The sequence below is a fragment of the Mucilaginibacter gossypii genome, from assembly GCF_017569325.2.
In the GTDB taxonomy this organism is placed as follows: Bacteria; Bacteroidota; Bacteroidia; order Sphingobacteriales; family Sphingobacteriaceae; genus Mucilaginibacter; species Mucilaginibacter gossypii.
On sequence record NZ_CP071878.2, the window covers coordinates 7,173,889 to 7,187,928 of the forward strand.

The 14,040-nt window shown below is 41.7% G+C and carries 13 protein-coding genes; 9 read left to right on the forward strand and 4 right to left on the reverse strand.

Annotated features, from left to right (window positions below):
• Positions 1 to 2: 2 nt before the first annotated feature.
• Together J3L18_RS30985 and J3L18_RS30990 are read right to left on the reverse strand one after the other, a co-directional pair.
• The gene (locus tag J3L18_RS30985) at positions 3 to 812 is read right to left on the reverse strand and encodes an alpha/beta fold hydrolase (protein ID WP_091165758.1); all 810 of its coding nucleotides are present in this window, start codon (positions 810 to 812) and stop codon (positions 3 to 5) included.
• 221 nt (positions 813 to 1,033) lie between these two features.
• Entirely contained in the window at positions 1,034 to 2,284 is a 1,251-nt protein-coding gene (locus tag J3L18_RS30990; RefSeq protein ID WP_311085041.1) for a 3-deoxy-D-manno-octulosonic acid transferase, read from the reverse strand.
• Between the two features lie 153 nt (positions 2,285 to 2,437).
• On the opposite strand from J3L18_RS30990, the gene J3L18_RS30995 reads away from it, so the two are divergent.
• The 6 genes from J3L18_RS30995 to J3L18_RS31020 all read left to right on the forward strand — a co-directional run bounded on the left by J3L18_RS30995 (position 2,438) and on the right by J3L18_RS31020 (position 8,545).
• Positions 2,438 to 3,754: a UDP-glucose dehydrogenase family protein gene (locus J3L18_RS30995; protein WP_129569076.1), complete on the forward strand. Its 1,317-nt coding sequence runs from the start codon at positions 2,438 to 2,440 to the stop codon at positions 3,752 to 3,754.
• A complete protein-coding gene (locus tag J3L18_RS31000; RefSeq protein WP_129569075.1) occupies positions 3,751 to 4,734 on the forward strand; it encodes a UDP-glucuronic acid decarboxylase family protein in 984 nt (327 codons plus the stop codon). Before J3L18_RS30995 ends, J3L18_RS31000 begins: the two co-directional genes overlap by 4 nt.
• A gap of 113 nt (positions 4,735 to 4,847) precedes the next feature.
• Complete coding sequence (galE, locus tag J3L18_RS31005; protein ID WP_091165775.1) at positions 4,848 to 5,870, forward strand: UDP-glucose 4-epimerase GalE; 1,023 nt, start codon at positions 4,848 to 4,850, stop codon at positions 5,868 to 5,870.
• 15 nt (positions 5,871 to 5,885) lie between these two features.
• Positions 5,886 to 6,938: a dTDP-glucose 4,6-dehydratase gene (gene rfbB, locus J3L18_RS31010; RefSeq protein WP_129569074.1), complete on the forward strand. Its 1,053-nt coding sequence runs from the start codon at positions 5,886 to 5,888 to the stop codon at positions 6,936 to 6,938.
• 65 nt (positions 6,939 to 7,003) lie between these two features.
• Entirely contained in the window at positions 7,004 to 7,681 is a 678-nt protein-coding gene (locus J3L18_RS31015; RefSeq protein ID WP_243771429.1) for a tyrosine-protein phosphatase, read from the forward strand.
• Between the two features lie 462 nt (positions 7,682 to 8,143).
• Positions 8,144 to 8,545, forward strand: a complete 402-nt coding sequence (locus J3L18_RS31020) for a hypothetical protein (RefSeq protein WP_091165788.1) — start codon at positions 8,144 to 8,146, stop codon at positions 8,543 to 8,545.
• Positions 8,546 to 8,687: 142 nt separating this feature from the next.
• Here the strand turns inward: J3L18_RS31020 and J3L18_RS31025 are convergent, their stop codons facing one another.
• A complete protein-coding gene (locus J3L18_RS31025) occupies positions 8,688 to 9,926 on the reverse strand; it encodes an ABC transporter permease (protein WP_129569073.1) in 1,239 nt (412 codons plus the stop codon).
• A gap of 185 nt (positions 9,927 to 10,111) precedes the next feature.
• Here J3L18_RS31025 and J3L18_RS31030 point away from each other — a divergent pair, with 185 nt between their 5' ends.
• Positions 10,112 to 10,918 carry a redoxin domain-containing protein gene (locus tag J3L18_RS31030; protein WP_129569072.1) on the forward strand — a complete coding sequence of 269 codons (807 nt, stop codon included), beginning with the start codon at positions 10,112 to 10,114 and terminating at the stop codon, positions 10,916 to 10,918.
• A gap of 162 nt (positions 10,919 to 11,080) precedes the next feature.
• Here J3L18_RS31030 and J3L18_RS31035 read toward each other — a convergent pair whose 3' ends face one another.
• Positions 11,081 to 11,428 (reverse strand): HesB/IscA family protein, encoded by a 348-nt coding sequence (locus J3L18_RS31035; RefSeq protein ID WP_129569071.1) that lies wholly within the window; start codon positions 11,426 to 11,428, stop codon positions 11,081 to 11,083.
• Between the two features lie 92 nt (positions 11,429 to 11,520).
• On the opposite strand from J3L18_RS31035, the gene J3L18_RS31040 reads away from it, so the two are divergent.
• Together J3L18_RS31040 and J3L18_RS31045 are read left to right on the forward strand one after the other, a co-directional pair.
• Complete coding sequence (locus J3L18_RS31040; RefSeq protein WP_090528832.1) at positions 11,521 to 12,051, forward strand: DUF7935 family protein; 531 nt, start codon at positions 11,521 to 11,523, stop codon at positions 12,049 to 12,051.
• Between the two features lie 4 nt (positions 12,052 to 12,055).
• Positions 12,056 to 13,606 carry an acyl-CoA mutase large subunit family protein gene (locus J3L18_RS31045; protein WP_129569070.1) on the forward strand — a complete coding sequence of 517 codons (1,551 nt, stop codon included), beginning with the start codon at positions 12,056 to 12,058 and terminating at the stop codon, positions 13,604 to 13,606.
• Positions 13,607 to 14,040 lie beyond the last annotated feature (434 nt).

Here is a 14,040-nt window from a genome sequence, read left to right on the forward strand (position 1 = left end):
GTTTATTTAACTAAATACTCGTCAAGTGCTTTTGTAACCAACCAGTGCCCAAGTTCAATTTCATGCACTTCGGCATTATGAAGCATTCCTAAAAATGGCATTGCCGCCGATTTAGGGAATAGTTTATCATGCCTGCCAAATATCAGCAAACATTTAATTTTATGCTGATTGATTAGTTGTGCTACTTTCTGCACATCAGGCTTTAACTGCCTGATCAAATTTAGGGTATAATAGGTGTCAAGCCGTTTTTGTTCGGTATCAATTTCATTATAAGCTATGCGGTAAAGGCTTTCGTCAATAGCGCCAACGGTTTTCATGCTTTTAACTAAAAAAGGTGCCAGCCATTTGCTTTTTGTGGCCGTACGGAAAATTGCGCGTCCAAGCGTATTATGCAATATAAAATGAAAGCCTTTAAATACAGCAAGGCCATCAGGGGCCATTAAAATGATGTCATCAATCATATCGGCATATTCTTCAACCAATATCAGGGCCAGGTTGGCGCCTATAGAATAGCCCATTACCGAAAAACGTTGCCGGCCGTAAAGCTTAAACCATTCTTCCATGTAGCCGCTTACCATGGTTTTGGGCATCCCGGCCACGATCTGTTGTTCTGTCCAGCCATCCAGCCTGCTTTCGCCGTGAAAAAAGTGATCGAAACCATAGATGTGATATTGGGGTAGGATGGATTGATCAAGTACATGAAACTGTTTCCCAGTCATGCCATAGCCATGAAAGGCCAGCAGCGGTTTTTGACCGGTACCATACTCGTGAAAATGTGCTTTGCCCAAGCCGGGCAGATGTAAAAAACCCATTAAGGCAATATTAAGAATTTATCGCTTTTGTACAGTAAACAGCCATGTTTTGTTTTGAATGATGGAATAGTCTTTTTATAAAATTGTCATTTCGATGAACGGCGAAGGGCGCGAAGCTGGGTGTGAAGAGAAATCTTCTGCTTCCTGCAAATCCACCATACATGGTTTACTTACCGGGTGTACAATTTCTCACTCGTTCCTCATATCATTAATGGCATTTTTTATTTATCGATATACTTCATGATCATTTCCGTAGCCCCTACATTTTCCTTCACATAATTAAATACCTTTTTACGGGTAATATTATAAAACGCCTCGTCATTAACCAGTGTGTCAACAATATCTTTTAATTCTGTTTCATTGCTGATGCTAAAACCGGCATTAATGGCTATAAGTTCCTTGGCTTCGTTAAATTTCTGATAATTGGGGCCAAAAATAACCGGCAGACCGAACGCGGCTGCCTCCAGGGTATTATGAATACCCACACCAAAGCCGCCACCTATGTAAGCAACGTCGGCATAAGCATAAAGCGATGAAAGCATGCCGATATTATCTATCACCAGCGATTGAAGATTGTTAGATGTAAGCGATTGGTTAATAAAATCTCCTGACTTTAAGCCTTCTGCCTCAGTTCTTAGCTGAGAAAAAGTGATCGCCTTTCCCTGCGGAAGCAACTCTATTAAGTTATTAATCTTTTCTTCCGGTATTTCATGCGGAGCGAAGATGAATTTCCAGTCGGGATACTGGCTTACTAACTTGGTTAATATATTCTCATCCTGTGGCCAGGTGCTGCCTGCTATAAATAACTTGTGACCGTTTTTAAATTGTTGTATCGAAGGCAGCACTTTAGGTTTTTTTGCATTTGCCCAAACGCGATCAAACCGGGTATCGCCGCTAACTGATGTGTTAGTAATACCGATACTTTTCAATAACTGCGCAGATGCCTCATCCTGTAAAAAGAAGTGCGATACCAGACTTAGGATTCTGCGATTAAAACCGCCATACCATTTAAAAAACACCTGTGTGGGCCTGAAGATGCCTGATACGATATACAGGGGGATATTACGCTTGTTTGCTTCATTAAAAAAATGGAACCAGTACTCGTATTTAGTAAAAATGACAATCTCGGGGTTAATGGCATCAATAAACCTGCGGGCGTTTCGGGCAGTATCCAAAGGCAGGTAGTAAACATAGTCCGCAAGGGGGGTGTTTTTCCTGATCTCATATCCCGAAGGGGAAAAAAAAGTGACTACTATTTTCTTTTTGGGGTGTAAATTTCTCATTGCTTCCAGTATCGGCCTTCCTTGCTCAAATTCGCCAAGTGAAGCAAAATGAAACCAAATACTGCTTTCTATACGTACAAAGACAGGATTTTTACGCCCTGCAACCCAAAGTTTTGCCTTGTTGTTAAACAATGCGGCAAAACGGATAAAAAGGGAATATAATTTGATACCTATATTATATAATAACATCAATTTTAACGCTGAATGATTATCTTAGCCGGGCATAAAAGTAATAACAATAATTACAATATTAGTTTATGGCCCGCCCGGTGCTATAATAAGTCGGTTATATGATTGATCATACAAATATTGCTTACTTAAATTTAAAACACATTTAACACTATGAAAATTGCAGTAATTGGTACGGGCTATGTAGGCCTGGTAACGGGAACTTGTTTAGCCGAAACGGGAAATGAAGTAACCTGTGTAGATATCGTGGAAGAAAAAGTAAACAAGATGCGGAATGGCGAAATGCCGATCTATGAACCGGGTCTTGATATTTTATTTCTGCGTAACATTAAACAGGAAAGACTAACCTTTACCACTAATCTTGCCGAAGCAATAGCCCCGGCCAAGGTGATCTTTTTGGCATTACCAACGCCTCCGGGAGCCGATGGAGCAGCCGATTTGAGTTATGTGCTTGGCGCGGCAAAAGATATAGCCAAACTGATCACCGAATATAAAGTGATCGTAACCAAATCAACTGTACCGGTAGGTACGGCAGATAAGGTAACCGCAGTGATGAAAGCCAATACCGATGTTCCCTTCGCTGTAGTATCCAACCCCGAGTTTTTACGCGAAGGCGTAGCCGTAGAAGACTTCATGAAACCGGATAGGGTAGTGATCGGTACAACGGACGAAAAAGCCCGCCAGGTAATGGGCGATTTATATGCACCTTACGTGCGCCAGGGCAACCCTATATTATACATGGACGAACGCTCATCCGAGCTAACCAAATATGCAGCCAACTCATTTTTGGCCACCAAGATCACGTTCATGAACGAGATTGCCAACATGTGCGAGCTGGTAGGGGCGGATGTAGATATGGTACGCAAGGGGGTAGGAGCAGATGGCCGCATTGGCAAACGCTTCCTGTTCCCGGGTGTTGGTTATGGGGGCAGCTGTTTTCCTAAAGATGTGCAGGCCCTGTCCAAAGCAGCCGAAGAAAATAAATACGACTTCAAGATCCTCAACTCGGTGATGGAAGTGAACGAAACTCAGAAGAAACGGCTGGTAGTTAAAATGCGTGAATATTATGGCGAAGGCGGACTGAAAGGAAAACATTTTGCCCTGTGGGGACTGGCTTTTAAACCGGAGACCGACGATATCCGCGAAGCACCGGCACTGTACATTATCGATGAGCTGTTAGCAGCCGGGGCGACAGTAACCGCCTACGACCCGGAAGGCATGCCAAACGTTAAAAAACTACTTGGCGATAAGATAAGCTATGCCACCAATCGGTACAATGCCCTTGAAGATGCAGATGCTTTGCTGATTGTGACCGAATGGCCGGTATTCCGTACTCCAGACTTTGACTTTATGAAAGAAAAGCTGAAGTCGCCCGTAATTTTTGACGGGCGTAACCTGTATGACCTGGACAGGATGAAAGATTATGGATTTTATTATAACAGTATAGGCCGTAAAACAGTAGCAATATGACAGAAAGAAAAAGAATCCTGATTACAGGAGCGGCCGGTTTTTTAGGCTCGCACCTGTGCGACAGGTTTATTAAGGAAGATTATCATGTGATCGGGATGGATAACCTGATCACCGGCGATTTGAGGAATATCGAACATTTGTTCAAACTGGAGAACTTTGAGTTTTATAACCATGACGTATCCAAGTTTGTTTATGTACCGGGCGAACTGCATTATATCCTGCATTTTGCCTCACCGGCCAGCCCGATAGATTATCTGAAAATTCCGATCCAGACATTGAAAGTAGGCTCACTGGGAACCCATAACCTGCTGGGACTGGCCCGGAACAAGAAGGCACGGATGCTGATCGCCTCCACCTCGGAAGTATACGGCGATCCGAACATCAACCCGCAGCCAGAGGAATATTGGGGTAATGTAAACCCGGTAGGCCCGAGAGGGGTGTATGATGAAGCCAAAAGGTTCCAGGAAGCTATTACCATGGCTTACCATACCTTCCACGGGTTGGAAACCAGGATCGTTAGGATTTTCAATACTTATGGCCCAAGGATGCGACTGAACGACGGAAGGGTATTACCGGCTTTTATAGGGCAGGCACTGCGGGGCGAACCGCTGACCATGTTTGGCGACGGCTCACAAACGCGGTCGTTTTGTTATGTAGATGACCTGATAGAAGGGATCCACAGATTATTGCACAGCGATTACGCCCAGCCGGTGAATATCGGCAACCCTGATGAAATCACGATAAAACAATTTGGCGAGGAGATTATTAAGCTGACGGGCACCAACCAGGAGCTGATCAGCCTGCCTTTGCCAACAGACGATCCGAAGCAACGCCGCCCGGATATTACCAAGGCCAAAGCTATATTAGGCTGGGAGCCAAAAGTATCCAGGAGTGAAGGTTTGAAGATCACCTTAGAATACTTCAAGTCGTTGCCCGAACATGAAATAAACCATAAAGACTTTACCTATTACAATAAGTAAAGGTAACCAGGCCGGAAATTAATTTTTTTGGCCTTTTTTATAATATAAAAGCGGATGAATTGTCACAATCTGCTTACTTTGCCGAACATTCAAACATACTCTCTATTTAAACCATGAAAATATTAGTAACAGGCGGTTTGGGTTTTATTGGTTCGCACACCGTTGTTGAGCTGGTTAACGCGGGGTATGACCCCATTATCGTTGACGACCTGTCGAACTCGGACCCTAAAATATTAGATCAGCTTACAAAGATCTTAGGCTTTACCCCGGTATTTCATAAGCTTGATCTTTGCGATGAAGCCGCCGTTAGATCACTTGCACTTGCCGAACCCGAAATAGGTGGTATCATCCACTTCGCAGCCTTTAAAGCGGTGGGCGAATCGGTAAAAAAACCAATGAAATATTACCGGAATAATTTTTATTCTCTTATCAATCTGCTCGAAGCTTATTACGGTAAGGCTATCAATTTTGTATTTTCATCAAGCTGCACAGTTTATGGACAGCCCGAAAAATTACCCGTTACTGAGAATGCTCCGGTACAGCCTGCGCAATCGCCATATGGTAATACCAAGCAAATAGCCGAAGAAATTTTGGTTGATATGGTAAATTCCGGCAGCGATTATAAAGTGATTTCGTTGCGTTATTTTAACCCCGTAGGTGCCCATGAGTCTGCTTTGATCGGGGAGTTGCCAATAGGTGTACCACAAAACCTGGTGCCTTTTATTACACAAACTGCCATAGGCAAACGCGAAAAAATAACCGTTTTTGGTAATGATTATAACACGCCTGATGGTAGCTGCATCCGCGATTATATTCACGTAGTTGATTTGGCGAAAGCCCATGTAGCCGCGTTAAGGCTTGCCGAAAAAGACGAATTTAAAGGTTATGATGTGTTTAACCTGGGCACAGGCAATGGCACTTCAGTATTGGAAGTAATTCATGCTTTTGAAAGCACTACTGGCGAAAAACTGAACTATGAAATTGGCCCGCGCCGTGAAGGTGATGTGGAGCAGGTTTGGGGCGATGTTACCAAATCATCAACCAAACTTGGCTGGACAGCTAAACTTGGTATTGGCGAAATGATGTCATCAGCCTGGGAGTGGGAAAAATATATTGCTCAAAATCCATTCAATTAATATCAACAGCAAGGAATGAAAAAGATCATTATAACAGGGGGCGCTGGTTTTATTGGTTCGCATGTGGTGCGCAGGTTTGTGAAAAATTATCCTGATTACAGCATTGTTAATTTAGATAAGCTTACTTATGCGGGTAACCTGGCCAATTTAAAGGATATTGAAAATGAACCTAATTATAAGTTCGTAAAGGGAGATATTGTTGATATTGCTTTTATTAATGAACTTTTTGCGGCTGAAAATCCAGATGCGGTGATCCATCTTGCTGCCGAGTCGCACGTAGACCGGTCGATCACTAACCCCCTTGATTTTGTGATGACCAATGTGGTAGGCACCGTAAATTTATTGAATAGCGCCCGTGAGCACTGGAAAGGCAAATATGATAAAACCCGTTTTTATCATGTTTCTACCGATGAGGTATACGGTACCCTTGGCGATGAGGGGATGTTTACTGAAGAAACTGCCTATGATCCACATTCACCATATTCGGCTTCAAAGGCGGGTTCTGATCATTTTGTGCGGGCCTACCAGGATACTTATGGTATGGATACCGTAATATCAAATTGCTCAAACAATTATGGATCATTCCATTTTCCGGAAAAACTTATTCCGCTGGCAATTAATAATATCAAGCAAAGTAAACCTGTACCGGTATATGGTAAGGGCGAAAATATCCGCGATTGGCTTTGGGTTGAAGACCATGCGCGGGCAATTGATGTAATATTTCATAATGCCAAATCGGGCTCAACCTATAATATAGGCGGGCATAATGAATGGAAAAATATTGACCTGATCAAATTGCTTTGCAGTATATTGGATAAAAAATTAGGCAGAGCTGAGGGAGAATCGGCTAAGTTGATCACTTTTGTGACAGACAGGGCCGGGCATGACCTGAGATATGCTATCGATGCAACCAAATTAAAAAATGATTTGGGTTGGGTGCCGGGCATAACTTTTGAAGAAGGTTTGGAAAAAACAGTTGATTGGTACCTGGCTAATGAAGATTGGCTTAATGATGTAACGTCGGGACATTACCAGCAATATTACAGCAGTCAGTATAACGATAGATAAAAATGTTCGGGCTTTTTAAGAGGAAGAAGGCAGTAAGGGAATCAAAGTTCAATTATGAGGGAATCATGGTTGATATGCACTCGCATGTGTTACCGGGAATTGACGATGGCGCTAAAACGCCTGAAGACTCGGTAGAATTGATAAAAAAGATGATGGAATTGGGGATAAAAAAAGTTATCGCTACGCCACACATCATGATAGATTTTTATCGCAACACCCCCGAAACCATAGGAAACGCGCTTGCTATATTAAAAGCCGAACTGGTTAAGCAGGGAATTGATATACCGGTTGAAGCCGCTGCCGAACACTATTTTGATGAAACGTTTGAAGCTCGTGTAGAGGATGGCCCGATCATGACCATGGGCGATAATCACGTATTATTTGAATTTTCATTTATAAATCAACCGCCAAATACTTACAGTGTAATTCAAAAGCTTCATGATAAAGGGTATAAACCTATTTTGGCCCACCCCGAGCGCTATCAATACCTTGATTTAGAGAAATTGAAAAATTTGCACAGTTGGGGTGTCGACTTTCAGCTTAACACCATATCTCTTACCGGGTATTACGGCAAGGAGATAAAGAAGATGGCCGAAGACCTGATTGATAATAGTTTGATAGATTTTATTTCAAGTGATATGCACCACTTAAGGCACGCCGCAGCATTTGGCGATGCACTAAGAACAACCTATATCGAAAAATTGCTTATCGACTATCCGCTTAAGAATAAGATGTTGTTTTAGCAAAAGCAGTATTGCAAAAATGATATAGCCTAAAAAATCGTTGTTGTGGTACGAAGCAATAACGATTTTTTTATTTGTTTTAAATGCTAACGTCCCATCAGGGTCTCTCGCAGAGGACCCTTATGTATACGCCATACAAGATTCGCTGTTCTGAATATGCTATTAGGTATTTATAGAAAACATAGTGATGTTGTTAAAAAAAAACATCCCGAAGAAGGTAAGTTTGATGTACCTTCTTCATTTATAAATATTAATATAGTTTATAGTTGGAGTTTGGCGATAGCGTAACTTCGCGCTGAATGAAGGAAATATCCTGTTTACGAGTTATTTCAAAACCTTTAGGGGGAAAAGGTAGGGTGTTGTTTTTATTAACATTTTTTATTTTTGTAAAATAATAAGTTGGTATTTTTGCTTGTATTTTATATATAATAAATATAACTTTATATCAAAAGCTATATTATTATGAAAAATAGACAACTCTTTAAAGTGGTGTTAATTGTTTTATTGGCAATTGGCAGTCAAGTATTATTCGGGTTTTCACCCGCTAAGTCAAAAAATGCCTATAAGTTAAAATCAGTTCACATTACCAGGCTAAATGCCAGGTTGGTGCAATATGATTTTTATTTTAGCAATGGCAATAATAGTGTTACATTAAGCGGGCGCGGGCAAACGAATAGCGGTAACATTAACGCATTTTTGGTTGAGTATTTTGGGACTAGCCCTGATAACGCGGTAGGTGCCGGTACAGCAAGTGGTACTTACTCTATCGATGCAAACGGGAATTGTACAATAAACGTAACCTATACCGCATATGGCCACGCCCAGGAATGGTATAGTGGAGTGGCAAATTATTCCGTCGTTTAAATTATATACGTTTTCTATAAGGAGGTCATCTAAAAGTTTAAGGGTGACCTCTTTCTTTTAAATTGCACTTTGCTGTTTCTGTAGGGTTCTGGTAATAATTTTTGTAAATGTAATCGTTGCGTTTTTTAGTTCGGTATTGTTGCTATTCGTACCTCAAAGCTTCAACCGGATCCAGTTTTGCTGCTTTTTTTGCCGGGTAGTAACCCGATATCAAACCAATAAACGTACACAACACCACTGCAAAGAACAGCCATCCCCATGGCACTACAAATGCGCCGCTTATTTGTACGGCAATTAGGTTTCCGGCAGCCATGCCCAGTATCATACCTGCTGCACCGCCTATAAGGCAGATCACTATGGCCTCTATTAAAAATTGTTTACGAATGATTGCCGGGGTTGCTCCTATAGCTTTTCGCACACCAATTTCGCGGGTGCGTTCTGTTACTGATACCAGCATGATATTCATAAGCCCTATGGCGGCACCGATTAGCGTGATAATACCTACAGCAAAACCGGCGGCTGTAATACCTGCAAGTTGACCTGAAAGCTCTTTTTGAATGGAATCGCTTCGGCTTATTTCAAAGTTATCCTGGTTAATTACGTTAAGCCCTCTTACGTTTCTGAATAAGGAAGTGGCTTCACCTATGGTAGCATCAAGGGCACCGGGAGTGGCTACTTTAATGGTTACTGTGAACGAAGCATTTTTGGTACTGTCTATCTGTTTGGCTTTCAATACCGGGATCACGCAAAATTTATCGCCTCCGAATGAACTTGAGCCTTTTGATGCAAATACACCAACTATCCTGAACCTATCGGTACCAAGATATATCGATTTATTTATCGGGTCTTCGGTTTTAAACAGTTTCTTTTTAATCTCGTCGCCAATAATGACCACGTTCGATCCATGTTCCAGTTCAGAAGCTGAAAAATTACGCCCGAAAGCCAGCTTTTTACCCGCTGTAACCAGGTAATTTTCGTTTGAGCCGGAGATAGATATGTTTGGATTGGTTTTTTGATTGCCGTATTTGGCTACTGCGGTACCATTTACCTCTAAATTAATGGCTACAGCTACCGGCAATTTAAAAGTATTTTTAAAGCGTACAGCTTGGTCATAAGTAATGGCCGGATACACTTTACGATGCCCGCCGTTGCCGAAGTTCAACCCCTCGCCACGGTTTTGCAGGGTGAATGTGTTGGCGCCAAGATCGGCAAAAGCATCATTAGTGAACTGCCTGATGCCTTCAATGGCCGTTAAAATACCCACCAACGCCATGATACCAATAGCTATGATGAGCGCGGTTAATGAGGTGCGCAGCCTGTTGCCGGCTATAGACTGTAATGCAATGGAAATGTTTTCTTTGTAAGAGGTTTTTACCGGCATGGTATAAATATAAAAAACTTGCTGGTATGACTATGCACTCCGCCTATTTGTTACAGTTGCTGATCAATAAACTTTTTGATGGATAGTATAGCCTGGCGTCAATGATATTGCCTGTTTGTTGCAATTTTAATCCCTATATATTAAATATCTTCAGGTATATTTATGAAATATAAACTAAACCTGCCATGAAGCAAATTTTCCTCTTGTTTTTATTTATTGTATTGAGTGTTGGTGCGTGGCCTCAGGACAGCCTGTTGCATAAAGTTGTTAAGCATTCCTTTAATATTGACGAACATTCGGTAGTAAAAGATTCGACCGGAAAGCAACTTACTTACAAGGAATGGGGCGATCTGGTGCGTACCAGGCAGTTTGTTTTATGGCGCGAGAATATAGAAGATCCTAAAACTGCCTTTATTGTTAAGAAGAAGGGCACCAAAGAAGTGCGGTACATAAAGTCTGAAACTGAGCAAACGACAGGAACACGAGAGAGTATGCCGAAACAGCTATCGCCCGAAGAAGCCAAAGAGCAGTACATGGCTTCTCTCCCCAAACCCTACGAATCGACCTATTTTAACACCGGTGAGATAATGGAACCGTTTAGTACACATGATATTAACGGTAATAAAATCAAACTAAAAGATTTACGCGGCAAAGTCGTTGTCTTGAATTTTTGGTTTATAGGCTGCCCGGCCTGTATGCAGGAGATTCCGGAGTTAAACAAGCTGGTTGATGATTATAAGGGTAACTCAAACGTGATTTTTTTGGCAATAGCACTGGATTATCGCTACGATCTGAAGAAATTTCTGAAGCAAACGGAGTTTAAGTATGATATTATCGATGATGGCCGGGATATAGCCGCCAGGTATAAAATAGGCCTTTATCCAACCAGTGTTATATTAAATAAGGAGGGAAAAGTTACCTTTCATACTGTAGGATTTGCAGTAAACTCCCCGTATTGGATGAGAAAGACGATTAACGAGGGATTAAAATGAGGCAATTGTTTCAATGTGGGGGCGCATAATTGTGTCTCCCGTAAGACAAGCCGCATGCCCAATTGCGTAAATTGCACGCGGTAGAGACGCAATTATGCGTCTTACAAAAAAAGCGGCATCAGGATGATCGTGATACCGCTTTATAATATTTTAAAGAAAATTTTAAACCGAGAAAGAAGAACCACAGCCGCAGGTGCTGGCAGCATTAGGATTGTTGAAAGTAAAACCACGGGCATTTAATCCGTCCTGGTAATCGATTTGCATACCGGCCAGGTATAAACCGTGCGCTTTGTGCATGAAAACTTTAATACCATCAATAATATATTCCTGGTCGCCGTCTTTTTTCATGTCGAAGCCTAAAATATAGTTCATGCCCGAACATCCACCACCCTCAACACCAACACGTAAACCAAATTCGTCGTTTATTTCTTGCTGGTCTTTTAATTTATAAAGTTCTTTTACTGCGCCCGGTGTAAAAGAAACCGGAGCAGCTTCAACAGCTATACTCATCTTTATTTTTATTTATTCCACACAAATATAACGTAAAATGCAGATTTTTGTTAGTGTCATAATTTTATGACCTCTGTATAACATTTATAAACATGCCCACTCTACCTTTTTTGTTTGATATTTTAAAATATACCATTTCGGGCTTAGGCGTTGTGTATATCGCTTTTTACCTGTTTAAACCATACCTTGATAAATCAGAAAGTATCCAGCTATTGGAATTAAAACGTACTATCAGTAATCAAACACTGCCCTTGCGCCTGCAGGCTTACGAAAGGGTTGTACTTTTCATTGAAAGGGTTAATCCTGCAAGTTTACTTATCCGCCTTAACGGATCGGCCGATACCGCCGCCGAATTGCAGGCTATTATTGTTAACGAGGTGCGCAACGAGTTTCAGCATAACATTACGCAGCAAATTTATGTAAGCGCCCGGGTTTGGAACGTGGTAAAAAGGGTGAAGGACGATACCATTAATATGATCAATAATGCTGTAAAGGCTTTACCTCCCGATACCTCAGCACTTGAGTTAAGTAAGGTTATCCTGGTACATTTAAGTAAGCTTGAAGATAACCCTTATGATGTGGCGCTTGGGCTCATCAGGCAGGACATGGAAGAATTATACTAAGCTTATGGCCAGGGATAAAAAAATTACCACTACATCGGGTATCGAAATTAAGGAGGTTTATACCAAACCTTCAAATATGAGTGAATTGCCCGGTGAGTTCCCCTTTACCCGCGGCATCCAAAAAGATATGTACCGGGGCAAACCCTGGACCATGCGTCAATACGCCGGTTTTTCAACCGCCGAAGAATCAAACAAGCGCTACCACTATTTATTAAGCCAGGGAACAAACGGACTTTCGGTAGCCTTCGATCTCCCAACACAAATAGGCTATGACTCCGACCATCCCCTTGCCGAGGGTGAGGTAGGCAAGGTAGGGGTAGCCATTGATTCGTTAAAAGATATGGAGGTTTTATTTGAGGGTATTGAACTTAAGAATATCACTACCTCCATGACTATTAATGCCACGGCCCCAATCTTGCTGGCTATGTACATTGCCCTGGCCAAAAAGCAGGGAGCAGATCTCAAGCAAATCTCCGGCACCATACAAAACGATATATTAAAAGAGTATGCTGCCCGCGGCACCTATATATATCCCCCTGCGCCATCCATGCGGCTCATTACCGATGTATTTGAATATTGCAGCAAAGAGGTGCCCAAATGGAATACCATCTCCATATCAGGTTATCACATCCGCGAAGCAGGCTCAACCGCCGTGCAGGAACTGGCATTTACTTTGGCCAACGGCAAAGCCTATTTAAAAGCCGCACTGGATAAAGGACTTGATATTAATGTGTTTGCCAAGCGCCTTTCTTTCTTTTTTAACTGCCACAGTAATTTTTTTGAGGAAATAGCCAAGTTCCGGGCTGCAAGGCGCATGTGGGCGCATATTACTAAACAATTGGGAGCTACCGATGCCGGCGCTCAAAAACTTCGCTTTCATACGCAAACGGGCGGCTCAACATTAACAGCACAACAGCCTCTTAATAATATTATAAGGGTAAGCAACCAGGCAATGGCTGCCGTGCTGGGGGGCACACAATCATTACATACCAATGGGTATGACGAAGCCTTGTCGTTACCAACAGAAGCCGCAGCCAAAATAGCCTTGCGCACCCAGCAGATCATCGCGTTTGAAAGTGGTGTTACCGATACGGTTGACCCGCTTGCCGGTTCATACTTTATCGAAGCTTTGACAGATGAGATGGAAGCAGCAGCCCAATTATATATAAATAAGATAGATGCGATGGGTGGCGCGGTAAAAGCCATAGAGCAGGATTATATCCAGCAGGAAATAGCAGCCTCTGCTTATCAGTACCAACAGGAGATTGAAGCCGGCGAAAAAGTGATTGTAGGTGTTAACAGGTTTACCCAGCAGGAGGAAGCTCCCTTTAACGTGTTTAGGGTGGATGATGCGATCAGAAAAATGCAATCGGAAAAAATTGCAGAGCTAAAAAAGGCGCGTAATAGTGAAGAAGTTGAGAAAAGTTTACATCTTTTGAGAATGGCTGCTGCCGGTGCTGAAAACTTAATGCCGTTTATAGTAACTTCGGTAGAGAGCCATGCAACCCTGGGAGAGATTGCCGACGTATTGCGCAGCGTTTTTGGGGAATATTAGGATCGCGGTGCGGCTTTTAGGTATGTGTTTATTGCGTGCCGCAAATCAAAAAAAGTTAATTTTTAATTTTATAAAACACTAAACCAGCGCATTATTTTTTAGTTTATAATAATAGCTGAAACGGCTCAACAATTACCCCTGTTTTGACGTATAATTAAGGGTTGTAACCGGCGGTTTTATTATTCTTTTTTTTGAAATTCCAAAAAAAGAAAAAAACAATTGAGAAATATTTGGATTGTGATTTTTATACCAAAAATTATGTTATCTATACAAAAATTTCATTAAAAAATCGAATTTGTTAGTAAAAAGCCAAATGTTAAAAAAGTGAAAATTTAATTTTTTTATAAGCTTTTTTTGGCAATATTCGATGTTCCGTAGCAAGGCCAAAAGTTGTTTCGCTGGGGGTTGGAAATCAATATTTTACTTTTATTTAT